The organism is Azospirillum sp. B2RO_4, assembly GCF_051124815.1.
Taxonomy (GTDB): Bacteria; Pseudomonadota; Alphaproteobacteria; order Azospirillales; family Azospirillaceae; genus Azospirillum.
The window spans coordinates 787,128-801,183 of record NZ_CP118486.1 but is presented as its reverse complement, the minus strand read 5'-3'; the positions used below and the strand labels follow the sequence as shown (position 1 = coordinate 801,183).

Below are 14,056 nucleotides of genomic sequence, written 5' to 3'. Positions count from 1 at the left end.
AAGCTTAGGCCGCCTCAGAACGGGATGACCCCCAGGACGGCCGCGGCGATGGTCATGACCACCGAAGCGGCGAACAGGTAGGGGATCGAGAATTTCTGGTGCTCGCCCAGCCCGATGCCGCACAGGCCGACGACGAGGAAGGTGGCGGGGGTCAGCGGGCTGACCGGGAAACCGACGGTCATCTGGCCGAGCACCGACGCCTGCGCGATCTGGATCGGGTCGCCGCCCAGCGTCTTATAGACCTCGGCGATCACCGGCATCATGCCGAAATAATAGGAGTCCGGATCGAACAGCAGGCTGAGCGGCATCGACAGGATGCCCAGCGCGAAGGGCACATGCTGCGCCATGTCCGGCGGGACGAAGGCGACGGCGGACTGCGCCATGGCGCTCAGCATCTTGGTGCCGCTCATGATGCCGGTGAAGACGCCGGCCGCCAGCAGGATGCTCGCCATCATCAGCGCCGCCTTGGCATGGGCGTCGACGCGGTCCTTCTGCATCTTGACGTCGGGGTAGTTGATCATCAGCGCCAGCACGGTGCCGACCATGAACATCACCACCGGATCGACCGCCCCCTCGATCATCACCGCCATGATCGACAGCGTCAGGATCAGGTTGACCCAGAACAGCTTCGGCCGGCGGATCCTGATCTGCTCCGGCGTCAGCACGCGCGGCGCCGGGCCGGCGGCGACACCGCCGTCCACACCCATGGCGCCGACCGACCGCGCCTCTCCGGCGGCCAGCGGACTGGACGACAGGCCGAGACGGCGTTCCTCGCGCTTGCCCAGCAGGAAGGCGACGGTGAAGATGAACAGCAGGCCGACGCCCTGCACCGCGATCAGCGGATTGAAGATGTCGGTCACCGGCACCTTCAGCGCGGCGGCCGAGCGGATCATCGGACCCGTCCAGGGCAGGAAGTTGACGCCCGCCGCCATCGACACGCACAGCGCCAGGATGCGCTTGTCCATGCCCAGCCGGTCATAGAGCGGCAGCATCGCCGGAATGGTGATGAGGAAGCAGACCGCACCCGACCCGTCGAGATGGATCAGCAGCGCCAGCAGCGTGGTACCGACGGTGATGCGCGCCGGCCGCGTGCCGACCAGGCGCAGGATGCGGTCGATGATCGGGTCCATCATGCCGGCATCGGTGACGACGCCGAAGAAGATGATGGCGAACACGAACATGCCGGCGGTGGGCGCGATGGAGCGGATGCCGGCGATGATGAACTTGCTGGTCTCGAATCCGAAGCCGCCGGCCAGCGCCGCGACGATCGGCACGGCGATCAGCGCGACCAGGGGCGACATCCGGTTCGTCATGATCGCCGACAGCAGAACGACGATGGTGGCCAAGCCGAGTAGTGCGAGCATGTGACCTCCTCTATGACCGTTGTTATTGTTGTTCTATTTGGTTTTCGCGACCCGTCCGCCGCACGCGAAGCACCAGACCGGCCAACCAAGGGCAGCCGAGGCCGATCTCCGAGTAACGCTGCGGAGGGGATTTCCGTAAAACTTGTTCTTTTCACCCGCCGGTCGGCGGCATGTCATAATCAACGCCCCGCCTTTTGGCGGGCTGCGCCATACCGGCTTCCGTGATTGACACTGTACGAACCCACAATCAGATTAGAGAAATGAATTTGTTGTATCACCGCAATCCGATCTGGTTATAAGAGGCGCGCCATGCTCCAGGGCGTGAGACACATCAAGGCGTTCGTCGCCGTCGCCCGGCTCGGCAGCTTCACGAAGGCCGCGGCGGAGGTCAACGTGTCGCAACCGGCGCTGACCGTGCAGATCCGCCAGTTGGAAGAAAGCCTCGGCGTGCGGTTGTTCGACCGCAACAAGCGCCATGTCGTGCTGACCCAGGCCGGGCGCGACCTGCTGCCGGCCCTGCAGCGGGTGCTGGCCGAACTGGATGCGGTGATGAGCGTCAGCCACGATCTCGCCGGGCTGCGGCGCGGATCGGTGTCGGTCGCCACCCTGCCGTCGGTGGCCGCCGGTCTGCTGCCCATCGCCATCCGCCGCTTCGCCGCCGACCACCCCAACATCGACGTGAAGGTCAGCGACGTCGTCGCCGAGCAGATCATCCAGCTGGTCAAGGCGGAGGAGGTCGATTTCGGCATCGGCAGCCGGGTCGGCCCGGATCGCGACGTCGAGGTGATCGATTTCCTCTGCGACCGGATGTGCGCCTTCTTCCCCGCCGACCACCCGCTGAACGGCCGGCGTCCGCTGCTGCTGAAGGACATCGTCGCCTATCCGCTGATCCTGACGGCGCGCGGCACCAGCGTCCGGTCGCTGGTCGAACGCGCGCTGGAAAAGGAGGGGCTGGACATCAGCCTGTCCTGCGAGGCGAACTACATGTCGACCGCGGTCGGCATGGTGCGGGCGGGGCTGGGCGTCTCGGTGCTGCCGGAATCCGCCGTCGACTCCGCCTCCTGCGAGGGCATCGTCGTCGAACCGATCCGCGCCGCCGGCCTGATCCGCCGCATCGGCTTCATCCGCAAGGCCGGCCGGTCGCTGTCGCCAGCGGCGGAGCGCTTCGCCCTGCTGCTGCGGGAGGTCGCCGGCCCGACCCTCGTCCATTTCTCCAGCATGGACACCGCCGCCACAAAGTCGTAATCCGGGCGGCAGAATTTTTTAATCCTATGCAGTTATTTTATTACTGAAATCAGCCATTCCGATTTCAGCTACTCCCCTCTTTCGTAGTATATCAGTTGCCGCCCCCTGATGCGCGCGACACGAAGGTCCCCATGAAAATCCTGGAAAATCTGACGATCCGAGCAAAGCTGACCGCCCTGGTCGCTTTGTCCATCCTGGCTCCGGCCGTCGTGATCGCCATCAGCAGCAGCCTCACCCACCAGCGCATGGTTGACGACCGCATCGACACCATCCGCTCCGCGGTGGAACTGGCGGTCGGCATGGCCAAGGGGCTGAATGCCGAGGTGGAGGCCGGAACCCTGCCCCGCGAGGAAGCCCTGGCGCGCTTCCGCAACGCGGTGCATGCGATGTCCTACCATGACGGCGCCGACTATCTCTTCGCCTACGACCTCAAGGGCATCGCCGTCGCCAATCCCTCCAACCACAAGGCGGTCGGCACCGACCGCATCGGGCTTCAGGACAAGGCCGGCAAGTTCTTCGTCCGCGAGATCGTCGACACGCTGCGCCGCCAGGACACCGCCATCATCCATTATGTCTGGCCGAAGCTGGGGTCGGACGTCCCGCTGCTGAAGACCAACTATGTGAAGCGGTACCAGCCGCTGGGGCTGATCGTCGGCTCCGGGGTCTACACCGACGACATCGACGCCGCCTATTACGACTTCCTGCGCCGGACGGGCACCGCCACCGCCGCGCTGATCGCCGCGCTGGTGCTGATCGGGTTCCTGGTCAACCGCGACATCGTGCGCTCGCTGCACCGGCTGCGGGACAAGATGACCGCGCTCGCCGCCGGCGACCTCGGCGTCACCTTCCCGGAGGCGGCCCGCCGCAACGAGATCGGCGGCATGGCGCAGGCGCTTCAGGTGTTCAAGGAGAACGCGCTCGCCAAGGCCAGCCTGGAAGCGAGCCAAGCCGAACAGGCGGAGCGCGCCGCGGCCGAGAAGCGGGAGGCGATGACCGCACTCGCCAGCCATTTCGAACAGACCGTCGGCAACCTGATCCACGACGTCGCAGGCGAGGCCGACGGCATCGAACGGCGCGCCCAGGACATGACGCGCGCCGCCGACGAGACCGGCACGCTGGCCGGCGCCGTCGCCACCGCGACCGAACAGACCTCCGCCAATGTCCAGACCGTCGCCGCGGCGACGGAGGAACTGACCAGCTCGATCAACGAAATCAGCCGGCAGGTCGGCGAGTCGGCCGGGATCGCCCGCGAAGCGGTCGAAAGCGCCGAACGCGCCAACGGCAAGGTGGAGGGGCTGGCCGGCGCGGTGGAGCGGATCGGCGCGGTGGTCGAACTCATCAACTCGATCGCCAGCCAGACCAACCTGCTGGCGCTGAACGCGACCATCGAGGCCGCCCGCGCCGGAGAGGCCGGGAAGGGCTTCGCCGTGGTGGCGCAGGAGGTCAAGGCGCTCGCCACCCAGACCGCCAGGGCCACCGAGGAGATCGCCGCCCAGGTCGCCGGCATCCAGGCCGAGACCGGCCGCGCGGTTCAGGAGATCAAGGGCGTGGCGCAGGTCATCGGCCGGGTCAACGATGTCGCCACCTCCATCGCCTCGGCGGTCGAACAGCAGGGGGCGGCGACCCGCGAGATCAGCCGCAACATCCAGCAGGCCGCCCAGGGCAGCCACGAGGTTTCCTCCAGCATCGGCGGCGTGAACAGCGCCGCCGGCCGCAGCGGCAAGGTCGCCTACGAGGTGCTGGAGAATGTCCGCCAACTGTCGGTGCAGACCGACAGCCTGCGCGAGGAGGTCACCCGCTTCCTGACCCAGTTGCGGGCCGGCTGACCGGCCGGCGGGACGGGACGGGGGCAGGCGGGAGGCGCGTCACCCCCTGCCCTGCCGTTCCATCGCCGCCCGCAGCAGGGCGGCGAAACGGAAGGGCGCGTGCAGGAACTTGCTGTAGGGCAGCGTCGCGAACCAGCCGAGGACGAGCCCCAGATGGACCAGCAGCAGCAGCCCCATCGCCGCGGTCCCGCGCAGCGCCAGCAGCCCGAGGCCGCTTACCGCCACCAGGAACAGCAGCGCCAGCAACGCGCCGTCGGCGCCGCTCAGACTCCGTGCCACCGGTCCCGGATCGGCCCGCCGCTTCAGCAGCGCCAGTCCTGCCGTGCCGACGACCATCCCAACTCCCCCCAAACTGCCGAGCAGAACCGGCAGGCTCATCAGCGGATAGGGCGCCTGCCAGCCCAGCCCATGGTCGTAGACGGTCGCCACCCCGGTGGCGGCGAAGCAGAGCGCCACTCCATAGAACAGCGCATGGTGGAACCGCCGCCGCGCCAGGGAGAAGCGCTCGTCCCGATCGTTGCAGCCGGCCCCGCCGCCACCGAGATTGCGCAAGGTCGCCGCATCGCGGAACGCCTCGCGCAGAGCCGGCCACAGCGCCGCCCCGGCCGGTGCCGGCCCCATGCCGCGCCAGAAGGACGCGACGCTGAAGCCGATGGCGAGCAGCGACCACAGCATCACCACCCCCGCGACCGCGGTGATGATCCCCCACGGCACCAGCCGATAGAAGGCCCCCGGCCCGTCATGCCGCCCGAACAGCAGCTCCGCCGGCAGGCTCAGGACCGCCGGCAGCGCCACCAGCGCCATCGCGGCCAGGGTGACGGCGGCGGCGAAGGACCACCCCGCGCCGGGCAGACGCCCCCTCGCCACCGGCGGCCAGACATGGTCGCGGTAGGTCTGCTGCCGGACCAGACTGAGGCTTTTCGGCAGGTTCAGGTCGAACTCATGCGGCGGTGCATACTGGCAGGCGTGATAGCAGGACCGGCAGTTGTGGCAGAGGTTGGACAGGAATGTCAGGTCCGCCGCCGAGACCAACCGCCGGGATTTCAGCGCGCGGAACACCGCGCAATAGCCGTCACAGAACTGGCAGGCGTTGCAGATCTCCAGCGCCCGCCGCGCCGCCGCGATCCGCTCGCTCTCGTCAGCGCAGGGCATGGGCCGCGGCCTCCCGTCCGGCGATGCGGCCGAGCACGGCGCCCACCGTCATAGCGCTCCCCGCCAGATAACCGCAGCCGAGGATGTTGGGCGCCATGACGACCCCGGCGGCATGGACCCCGTCCAGCGCACTCCCGTCCCGCCGCAGCACCCGCGCCCGCCCATCGACCCGCACCCCCAGGCAGGTGGAGGTGACGCCCGCCCGCACCGGATAGGCGCCGAAGGGCGGGACCAGGATCGGCGCGGCAAGCCGTGTCTTCGGCGGATCGCCCCCCGCCGTGCCGCCTCCGCCGGTGATCGCGGCATTGAAGCCGGCGACCGTGGCTTCCAGGGCCGGCGGAGGAATCCCCAGCGCCAGCGCCAGTTCCCCGATGCCGCCCGCCCGGATCGCCGGGAAGATGGAGGGCCGGAACCGCGTCTCGATGGCCGCGTCGAAAATCGAGAACGCGACGGCGCCCGGACAGCGGGCCACCAGCTCGCCCCAGGCCGTATAGCGCAACGGCCCGACGACCGCGCCCTCGTCGGCGAAGCGGCGGCCGTCGCGGTCCACGACGATGCCGTGGGCGATGCCGTCCAGCCGGGTGACGATGCCGCCGTCGAAGGGCGGCGCGCGGTCATCCACCGCGACCATGTGGCAGCGGTTCGCCGCCCCCACCGGCTCCGCCCCCTCCTCCAGCAGCGCGGTCAGCGGAATGCCGGTCGCATGCGGGGTGCCGCGGATCGAGAAGCGGTCGGCGGCCTCGCCCCACTCCCGCCTCAGCCAGCCGTGATCGGCCTGGAACCCGCCGGAGGCGACGACGAGCGCCCGTGCCCGCACCGTGACGCCCGGCTCCCCCACGGTGACGGCGGACACCCCCTCGCGCAGATGCAGCGCCCGCACGTCACTGCCGTACCGGATGGCGATACCCAGCCCTTCGGCGGTGGCATAGAGCGCATTGACCAGCGCCTTGCCGCCGCCGAGGAAGAAGGCGGTCTTGTGCGAATAGGGCAGCACGTCGTCGGCACAGCTCTGGAACCGCACACCGTTGCCGGCGAGCCAATCGACGATGTCGGCGCTGGCGTCGACGAACAGCCGTGCCACCCCGTCATCCGCCTCCTCGGCCACACGCCGCAGGTCGGCCAGATAGTCGTCGGCCGGATAGCGCCCGCGCACCCACGCGGTCGGTGCGTCGTGCATGACCCGCATGTTGCGGGAATGGCGGGCGTTGCCGCCGCGCAACGCCTTGGGTGCCGCCTCCAGCAGCAGGACCGCCGCGCCGGCCCGGCGGGCGGCGATGGCGGCGCAGAGCGCGGCGTTCCCGCCACCCACCACCAGAACGTCGCAGTCGCACGGGTCCCCTGTCATCGCCAAGGCTTTAGCCCCGGACGGCCCGCGCTGGGAAGGGCCAAGCCCTGCGACACAGGGCAGCGCCCCGGCTTTTGCCCAAAAGCCCTCCGAAAAAGGATGAAATTCCTATAGCCTTTCCGCCAAAGGTCCCACCGATGGAGCAAAGCCATGGCGCTCGACAGCCGCACTTTCCAAAACGACCATTTCCCCCGCTGGATGGAACATCCGTCGGAAACCGTTCCACGCTGTTCCATCCCCGCCCGCTGCGATCACCCCTGTGTGACACATATCGTCAGTTGACATACTGATGTTTCATGCATCCCATATGGAGTGTCGCCGACCGCGATCCGCACCCGTACTTGCGCCGCCGGTCGACGAAGCGTCGCAATGCAGGAGCCGGCACCCATGACGACCGTGGCGTGTGGAGCAGGGCCGCGTGGAGCAGGGATGGCCAATCCGACGATGCTGCCCGCCGCAGCGCCCGAAGCCATGCCGGGCATCCTGACCGCCCTGATCGCCGACCAGGACCGGGAAGCCGCGGCATGGCTCGAGATGGCCTTGGCCGCCCCGCCCCTGCCCGGCACGGCCGAGTTCATGCGGCTGTTCGCGATTGCCGGCCGCAAGCTGTCGGGCACCGCTCCGCTGGGCTGGCCGCCCGCCCGCATCGCCCGCGCTGCCCTTCTCGCCGCCTCCGTCCATGCCGCGGGAGACGAAGCGCCGGCCCGGCTGGCCACCGCCTTCCGCCGGTCGGACAGCGCGGAGCGCGCGGCGATCCTCCAGTCACTGATTCTGCTGCCCGACCCCGCCCGCTTCGCCGATCTCGCCGCCGACGCCTGCCGCTCCAGCGTGCAGCCGGTGTTCGAGGCCATCGCCTGCGACAACCGCTATCCCGCCGCCCATTTCGCCGAGCCGGTCTTCAACCAGATGGTGCTGAAGGCGGTGTTCACCGGCGCACCGCTGGCCCGCGTGGTCGGGCTGGCGGAGCGGACGACCGCCCAGTTGCGCCGCATGGCCGCCGATTTCCGCGACGAACGGCGGGCCTCCGGCCGGCCGGTGCCGGCCGACCTCGACTTCCTCCTCGAATTGGGAAACTGACGTGATGAAGCTGTTCGACCCGCACATCCACATGACGTCGCGCACCACCGACGATTATGCCGCCATGCGCCGGGCCGGCATCGTCGCGGTGACCGAGCCGGCCTTCTGGCTGGGCCAGCCGCGCACCCATGCCGGCAGCTTCGAGGATTACTTCCTGTCGCTGATCGGCTGGGAACGCTTCCGCGCCAGCCAGTTCGGCATCCGCCATTTCTGCACGCTGGGCCTCAACCCGAAGGAGGCCAACAACCCCGACATCGTCGACTGCGTGCTGGAGCTGGTCGACCTCTATCTGGAGAAGGAGGGCGTCGTCGCGGTGGGCGAGATCGGCTATGACGACATGAGCCCGGCGGAGGACGACATCCTCGCCCGGCAGGTCGAAATGGCGATGCGCCACAATCTGCCGGTGATGATCCACACGCCACACCGCGACAAGAAGGCCGGCACCCGCCGCACGCTGGACCTGCTGCGCGAGGCCGGCATGCCGCCGCACCTCACCCTGATCGATCACAACAACGAGCTGACGCTGGAGATGGTGCTGGAAAGCGGCTGCTGGGCCGGCCACACCATCTATCCCGGCAGCAAGATGGACGAGCCGCGCATGGTCGGGCTGGTCCAGGCCTTCGGGCCGGAGCGGATCATGGTCAACAGCTCCGCCGACTGGGGCATCAGCGACCCCTTGAAGGTGCCGAAGACCGCGCAGGCCATGCGCGACGCCGGCATCCCGGACGAGGCGATCGAAACCATCGTCTGGCGCAACCCCATCGCCTTCTACGCCCAGAGCGGCCGGCTCGACCCGGCGGAGTTGGAAATCCCGCTGCCGGTCGACCAGCGCCTGCTGTTCGAAGGCAACACCGTCCTGCGCGGGCAAACCCCGAAAGTGGACTCACCGCTGACCGCCGAAGCGGACGGCTGACGGCGATGAGGCGCACGCTGGTTCTGAACGTCGTCGGGCTGACCGCCGACCTCCTGCCCCATGCCCCGGCCATTTCCCGGCTGGCGGCGCGGGGGATGCGTCCGCTGGTGCCGGTGCTGCCGGCGGTCACCTGCTCGGTGCAGGCCAGCATGCTGACCGGGCTTCCCCCCGCCGGCCATGGCTGCGTCGCCAACGGCTGGTACGACCGCGACCTCTCGGAGATCCTGTTCTGGAAGCAGAGCAACCGGCTGGTCACCGGCGAGACGCTGTGGGAGGAGGCGCGGCGGCGCGACCCGGCCTTCGTCGGGGCGAAGCTGTTCTGGTGGTACAACATGTATTCCGGCGCCGACATCAGCGTCACGCCGCGCCCGATCTATGCCGCCGACGGCCGCAAGCTGCCGGACATCCATACCCACCCCGACAGCCTGCGCGGCGAGCTGACGCAGGCGGTGGGGCCGTTCCCGCTGTTCCGCTTCTGGGGACCGGCCGCCGATCTGGTTTCCAGCCGCTGGATCGCGGACTGCGCGGCGGAGGTGGAGCGGCGCTTCCGCCCCAGCCTGTCGCTGGTCTATCTGCCGCATCTCGACTACGACCTGCAGCGGCTGGGTCCCGACGACCCGCGCATCCCTGCCCAGGTCGCCGCCGTCGACGCCCTGGCCGCCCCGCTGATCGAAGCGGCGGAGCGCGAGGGCATGCGGGTCGTCGTGCTGTCGGAATACGGCATCACCGGCGTCGCCGGCCCCATCGCCATCAACCGCGCCCTGCGCTGGGCCGGGCTGATCGCGGTGCGGGAGGAACAGGGTGGCGAACTGCTCGACCCCGGCGCCTCCGCCGCCTTCGCCGTCGCCGACCACCAGCTGGCCCATGTCTATGTCCGCAACCCCGAACAGGTGGCGGCGGTGCGCGACCTGCTGCTGGGGCTCGACGGGGTGGAGCGGGTGCTGGACGCCGACGCGCAGCAGGCCGCCGGCATCCGCCACCCCCGCGCCGGCGAACTGGTCGCCGTCGCCCGCGCAGACCGCTGGTTCAGCTATCCCTACTGGCTGGAAGAGGACCGCGCGCCCGACTTCGCCCGCACCGTGGAGATCCACCGCAAGCCCGGTTACGACCCGGCGGAGCTGTTCCTCGACCCCGCCCTGCGCTGGCCCAAGGCGTCCATCGCCTGGAGGCTGGCGAAGAAGGCGCTGGGCTTCCGCACGCTGATGGACGTGATCCCGCTCGACGCCGGGCTGGTGAAGGGCTCCCACGGCCGGCCGACCGACCGGCCTGAGGCCGGGCCGCTGCTGATCTCCTCTGAGCCCGACTTGCTGCCCGACGGCCCGGTGCCGGCGGAGGCGGTCAAGTCCCTGCTGCTCGCACATCTCTTCGACGAGGTGACCGCCCGATGACTTCGACCCTCCATCCCGATGTCCGCTCCTCCATTGTCCGCCAGCGCTTCGCTGTCACCTTCGACTATGCCGTCGCCTTCACCCGCGACGCCTTCGACCCCGCCAACTCCACGCTGGCCGACGCGATGGGCACGGCCGGGGCCGATCCGCGCCCGCGCTGCCTCGCCTTCGTCGACATGGGAGTTCTGGCCGGACACCCGGCCCTGCCGGAGGCCATCGCCGCCCATTTCGCCGCGCGCGACGACCTGGCGACCCTGGTGGCGCCGCCACGCCTGCTGCCGGGCGGGGAGGCGGTGAAGAACGACCCGGCCCTGATCGGCCAGATGCACGACGCTATCCTCGGCCATGGCATCGACCGGCATTCCTATGTGCTGGCGGTCGGCGGCGGCGCCTTCCTCGACGCGGTCGGGCTTGCCGCCTCCACCGCCCATCGCGGCGTGCGGCTGGTGCGCATGCCGACCACGGTTCTGGCGCAGAACGATTCCGGAGTCGGGGTGAAAAGCGCCATCAACCTGAACGGCGCCAAGAACCAGATCGGCACCTTCGCCCCGCCCTGGGCGGTGGTGAACGACGCGGCCTTCCTCGACAGCCTGCCGCAGCGCGACCGCATTGCCGGCATGGCGGAGGCGGTGAAGGTGGCGTTGATCCGCGACGGCGCCTTCTTCGAATGGCTGGAGCGCTCGGCCGACGCCCTGACCCTGTTCGAGCCGGACGCGGTGGCCCACCTGATCCGCCGCTGCGCCGAACTGCACATGCGCCAGATCGCCGAGGGCGGCGACCCGTTCGAACAGGGCAGCGCCCGGCCGCTCGATTTCGGCCATTGGGCCGCGCACAAGCTGGAAACGCTGAGCCGCAACCATTTGCGCCATGGCGAGGCGGTGGCCATCGGCATCGCACTCGACACCCGCTATTCGGTGCTGGCCGGCCTGTTGCCGGAGGGCGAGGATCTGCGCGTCGCCGTCCTGCTGGAGCATCTGGGCTTCCGGCTGTGGCACCCGGCGCTGGCCCGCGTCGATGCCACCGGCCGGCCGCAGGTGCTGGCCGGGCTGGAGGAGTTCCGCGAGCATCTCGGCGGCCGGCTGACCATCACCCTGCTGGCCGGGATCGGCCGGGGGATCGAGGTCAACGCCATGGACGCGAGGCTGGTCGAAAGCGCCATCGGCTGGCTGTCGGCACGGGAGGCCGCCTGATGCGCCTGTCCGGCGGCGGCACGCTCGGCTACTGCCTGAACGTCCACCCGACCCAGACCTTCACCGAGGTTCGGGCGGCCCTGCTGGGACCGGTGCGGGAGATCAAGCGCCGGCTCTGCCCCGACCGTCCCTTCGGCGTCGGGCTGCGCCTGTCGGCCGAGGCGGCGGCGGAAGCGGGCGTGGCGGCGGAACTGGCGGCGATCTTCGGCGGCGAGGGGTTCGCGGCCTTCACCATGAACGGCTTCCCCTATGGCCGCTTCCACGGCGCGCCGGTCAAGGAGGCCGTTTACGAGCCGGACTGGACGACGGCGGAGCGGGTCGCCTACAGCCTCTCCCTGGCGGAAACCATGGCGGCGCTGGTCCCATCGGCCGGCTTCGCGACGATCAGCACCGTCCCCGGCGGCTTCGCCCCACGCGTGACCGGGCGCGAAGCGGCGGTGGCCGACGGGCTGTTGCAGGCGGTGGCCGGGCTGGTCCGGCTGGAGCAGGACACCGGCCGCACCGTGGCGCTGGCACTGGAGCCCGAACCCTGGTGCCTGCTGGACAGCACCGCCGACGCCGTCGCCTTCTTCCGGGCGCACTTGTTCACGGAAGCGGCGGCCCGGCGGCTTGGCGCCCTTGCCGGGCTGACGGCGGACGAGGCGGCGGCGGCGTTGCCGCGCCATCTCGGCCTCTGCCTCGACGTCTGCCACATGGCCGTCAACTTCGAGGAGCCGGCGGAGACGCTGGCTGTCCTGGCCGCCGCCGGCATCCCGATCCACAAGGTCCAGCTCAGCGCCGCCCTGCGGATCGCGCGGGCCGATGCCGCGGCGCGCGAGCGGCTGGCCGCCTTCCGCGACGCCGTCTATCTCCACCAGACCGTTGCCCGTGCGGCGGATGGGAGAGTCCGGCGCTTCGTCGATCTGCCGCAGGCGCTGGAAAGCCCCGGCGGCGAGGACGAGGAATGGCGGGTCCATTTCCACGTCCCGCTCTTCGCCGAACCGGAACCGCCGCTCGACTCCACCAGCGGCGCGCTGGAGGGGATGCTGGCGATCCACCGCGACCGGCCGGTGGCGCCGCATCTGGAGGTCGAAACCTACACCTGGGATGTCCTGCCCGCCGAAGCCTGCGGTGCGGGCGCCATGAGCGTCGTCGACGGAATCGAAAGGGAAATGCGATGGGTGTTGGAACGGCTGTCCTGATCCGCCCGCGCGCGGCCCTGATCCTCGGCCGCGTGTCGAACCTGCCCACGGTGCTGAGCAACGCCATGGCGGGCATCGCGCTGGCCGGCGTCGGAACGCTGGACGGCATGGCGGGCGCTGGGTTCGGCGGCGATATTGCCCGCGCCGCCATCGTGCTGGCGCTGTTCTATGTCGGCGGCATGTACCTGAACGACGCCTTCGATGCGAAGATCGACGCGCGGGAACGGCCGGGCCGGCCCATTCCCAGGGGCGACGCCTCCCTCGGCGCGGTGTTCGCCGCCGGCCTCATACTGATCGCGCTGGGCATCGCCCTGGCCGCCCTGTCTGGGGTGGAGGCCGGACTGTGCGGCGGGCTGCTGGCGGGGGCGATCCTTCTCTATGACGCCCTGCACAAGCGCACGGCGGCGGCTCCGGCGATCATGGGGCTGTGCCGCCTGCTGTCCTACGTCACCGCCGCGGCCATCGCGGGTGGCGGCGCGCTGGCACCCTGGATGCTGCTGGGGGCGGGCGGGCTGTTCTGCCATGTGGTCGGGCTGACCTTCGCCGCCCGGCAGGAGGCCTACGACCGGCTGGACAATGCCTGGCCGCTGGCCGTCCTGGCGGTACCGCTGGCCGGCGCGGCATGGGCGGCACTCGGCAGCCCGGCGGCGCTCGTCCTGTGGGCGGCACTGGCGGCGGCGACCGGCTGGGCCGTGCATCGCCTGTTCCGCCGTGCGCCGGGCGACGTTCCGCGCGCGGTGGCGGTCCTGATCGCCACCATCGCGCTCTACGACGCCGTGCTGATCGCCGCCGCCGGTTCCGGCGCCGCCGCCCCGCTCGTTCTTTCCGCCGCGCTCTGCTTCCCGCTGACCCTGGCCCTCCAGCGGGTCATACCCGGGACATGAGCCGGCAAGCGGGAGGTCTAACGGCGTTCCAGGTCGCGGCAGCGGACCCACCATTGGGTGTCGGTCGTCGCCTCGACGATAGCGCCGGTGATGCCGCCGTTGGTCTGCGAAATGTCGAGGACGCAGAGGTCGCCGGTCGGCCGATTGACCGTCCTGATCCGGATGTTGCGGCACCCGTCCGGCATGATCTGGCCATTGTCGCGGACCAGCTGTTCGATCTGCTGCTGCGTATGGCAGGCGACGACCGCATCCTGGGAAGCCTGTGCGGATGCCGGGGACGGCGCGGCGATCCAGGCGAGGGCGCAAGCGGCGCCGGCGAAAAGGCAGGTCTGGAGAATGCGGATGGCCATCTTCTTGCGCCCCTGAAAATCGTGGAGATGAGTGAGGCAAATCCGCCCCAGTGGATTCGGTTCCATCTCATCCTCTCCGGAACCCATAGCCCCGATGTCGAGTTGACGCCCGGGGCCGGACGCCATCGTCCCGCCCCGTCC

At 69.9% G+C, this 14,056-nt stretch carries 12 protein-coding genes; 8 read left to right on the top strand and 4 right to left on the bottom strand.

Annotation, left to right across the window (positions count from 1 at the left end):
- Nucleotides 1-14: 14 nt before the first annotated feature.
- Entirely contained in the window at nt 15-1,364 is a 1,350-nt protein-coding gene (locus PWS46_RS17630; RefSeq protein ID WP_434620982.1) for a CitMHS family transporter, read from the bottom strand.
- Nucleotides 1,365-1,673: 309 nt separating this feature from the next.
- On the opposite strand from PWS46_RS17630, the gene PWS46_RS17625 reads away from it, so the two are divergent.
- On the top strand, nt 1,674-2,609 hold the full coding sequence (locus PWS46_RS17625) for a LysR family transcriptional regulator (RefSeq protein ID WP_434620979.1): 936 nt from the start codon (nt 1,674-1,676) through the stop codon (nt 2,607-2,609).
- Nucleotides 2,610-2,740: 131 nt separating this feature from the next.
- Nucleotides 2,741-4,435, top strand: coding sequence for a methyl-accepting chemotaxis protein (locus PWS46_RS17620; protein WP_434620976.1), 1,695 nt, complete (start codon nt 2,741-2,743; stop codon nt 4,433-4,435).
- Between the two features lie 39 nt (nt 4,436-4,474).
- Here PWS46_RS17620 and tcuB read toward each other — a convergent pair whose 3' ends face one another.
- A complete protein-coding gene (gene tcuB / locus PWS46_RS17615; protein ID WP_434620973.1) occupies nt 4,475-5,587 on the bottom strand; it encodes a tricarballylate utilization 4Fe-4S protein TcuB in 1,113 nt (370 codons plus the stop codon).
- Nucleotides 5,574-6,932: an FAD-dependent tricarballylate dehydrogenase TcuA gene (gene tcuA / locus PWS46_RS17610; RefSeq protein WP_434620970.1), complete on the bottom strand. Its 1,359-nt coding sequence runs from the start codon at nt 6,930-6,932 to the stop codon at nt 5,574-5,576. Before tcuA ends, tcuB begins: the two co-directional genes overlap by 14 nt.
- Before the next feature lie 429 nt (nt 6,933-7,361).
- Here tcuA and PWS46_RS17605 point away from each other — a divergent pair, with 429 nt between their 5' ends.
- The 6 genes from PWS46_RS17605 to PWS46_RS17580 are packed head-to-tail and all read left to right on the top strand — an operon-like array spanning nt 7,362 to nt 13,565.
- Nucleotides 7,362-8,009, top strand: a complete 648-nt coding sequence (locus tag PWS46_RS17605; protein WP_434620968.1) for an EboA domain-containing protein — start codon at nt 7,362-7,364, stop codon at nt 8,007-8,009.
- Between the two features lie 4 nt (nt 8,010-8,013).
- On the top strand, nt 8,014-8,922 hold the full coding sequence (locus tag PWS46_RS17600; protein ID WP_434620965.1) for a TatD family hydrolase: 909 nt from the start codon (nt 8,014-8,016) through the stop codon (nt 8,920-8,922).
- Nucleotides 8,923-8,927: 5 nt separating this feature from the next.
- On the top strand, nt 8,928-10,310 hold the full coding sequence (locus tag PWS46_RS17595) for an alkaline phosphatase family protein (protein WP_434620962.1): 1,383 nt from the start codon (nt 8,928-8,930) through the stop codon (nt 10,308-10,310).
- Nucleotides 10,307-11,500 (top strand): 3-dehydroquinate synthase, encoded by a 1,194-nt coding sequence (locus PWS46_RS17590; RefSeq protein ID WP_434620959.1) that lies wholly within the window; start codon nt 10,307-10,309, stop codon nt 11,498-11,500. Before PWS46_RS17595 ends, PWS46_RS17590 begins: the two co-directional genes overlap by 4 nt.
- The gene (gene eboE / locus PWS46_RS17585) at nt 11,500-12,681 is read left to right on the top strand and encodes a metabolite traffic protein EboE (RefSeq protein WP_434620956.1); all 1,182 of its coding nucleotides are present in this window, start codon (nt 11,500-11,502) and stop codon (nt 12,679-12,681) included. The genes PWS46_RS17590 and eboE overlap by 1 nt, the downstream gene beginning before the upstream one ends.
- Nucleotides 12,657-13,565 carry a UbiA family prenyltransferase gene (locus tag PWS46_RS17580; RefSeq protein ID WP_434620953.1) on the top strand — a complete coding sequence of 303 codons (909 nt, stop codon included), beginning with the start codon at nt 12,657-12,659 and terminating at the stop codon, nt 13,563-13,565. Before eboE ends, PWS46_RS17580 begins: the two co-directional genes overlap by 25 nt.
- Nucleotides 13,566-13,582: 17 nt before the next feature.
- Here the strand turns inward: PWS46_RS17580 and PWS46_RS17575 are convergent, their stop codons facing one another.
- Nucleotides 13,583-13,915 carry a hypothetical protein gene (locus PWS46_RS17575; RefSeq protein ID WP_434620950.1) on the bottom strand — a complete coding sequence of 111 codons (333 nt, stop codon included), beginning with the start codon at nt 13,913-13,915 and terminating at the stop codon, nt 13,583-13,585.
- Nucleotides 13,916-14,056 lie beyond the last annotated feature (141 nt).

Coding starts and splice junctions, on each gene's coding strand:
- PWS46_RS17595 (WP_434620962.1), top strand. CDS start 8,928: ATGAGGCGCACGCTGGTTCTGAACGTCGTCGGGCTGACCGCCGACCTC.
- PWS46_RS17575 (WP_434620950.1), bottom strand. CDS start 13,915: ATGGCCATCCGCATTCTCCAGACCTGCCTTTTCGCCGGCGCCGCTTGC.
- tcuB (WP_434620973.1), bottom strand. CDS start 5,587: ATGCCCTGCGCTGACGAGAGCGAGCGGATCGCGGCGGCGCGGCGGGCG.
- eboE (WP_434620956.1), top strand. CDS start 11,500: ATGCGCCTGTCCGGCGGCGGCACGCTCGGCTACTGCCTGAACGTCCAC.
- PWS46_RS17590 (WP_434620959.1), top strand. CDS start 10,307: ATGACTTCGACCCTCCATCCCGATGTCCGCTCCTCCATTGTCCGCCAG.
- PWS46_RS17620 (WP_434620976.1), top strand. CDS start 2,741: ATGAAAATCCTGGAAAATCTGACGATCCGAGCAAAGCTGACCGCCCTG.
- tcuA (WP_434620970.1), bottom strand. CDS start 6,932: ATGACAGGGGACCCGTGCGACTGCGACGTTCTGGTGGTGGGTGGCGGG.
- PWS46_RS17580 (WP_434620953.1), top strand. CDS start 12,657: ATGGGTGTTGGAACGGCTGTCCTGATCCGCCCGCGCGCGGCCCTGATC.
- PWS46_RS17625 (WP_434620979.1), top strand. CDS start 1,674: ATGCTCCAGGGCGTGAGACACATCAAGGCGTTCGTCGCCGTCGCCCGG.
- PWS46_RS17605 (WP_434620968.1), top strand. CDS start 7,362: ATGGCCAATCCGACGATGCTGCCCGCCGCAGCGCCCGAAGCCATGCCG.
- PWS46_RS17600 (WP_434620965.1), top strand. CDS start 8,014: ATGAAGCTGTTCGACCCGCACATCCACATGACGTCGCGCACCACCGAC.
- PWS46_RS17630 (WP_434620982.1), bottom strand. CDS start 1,364: ATGCTCGCACTACTCGGCTTGGCCACCATCGTCGTTCTGCTGTCGGCG.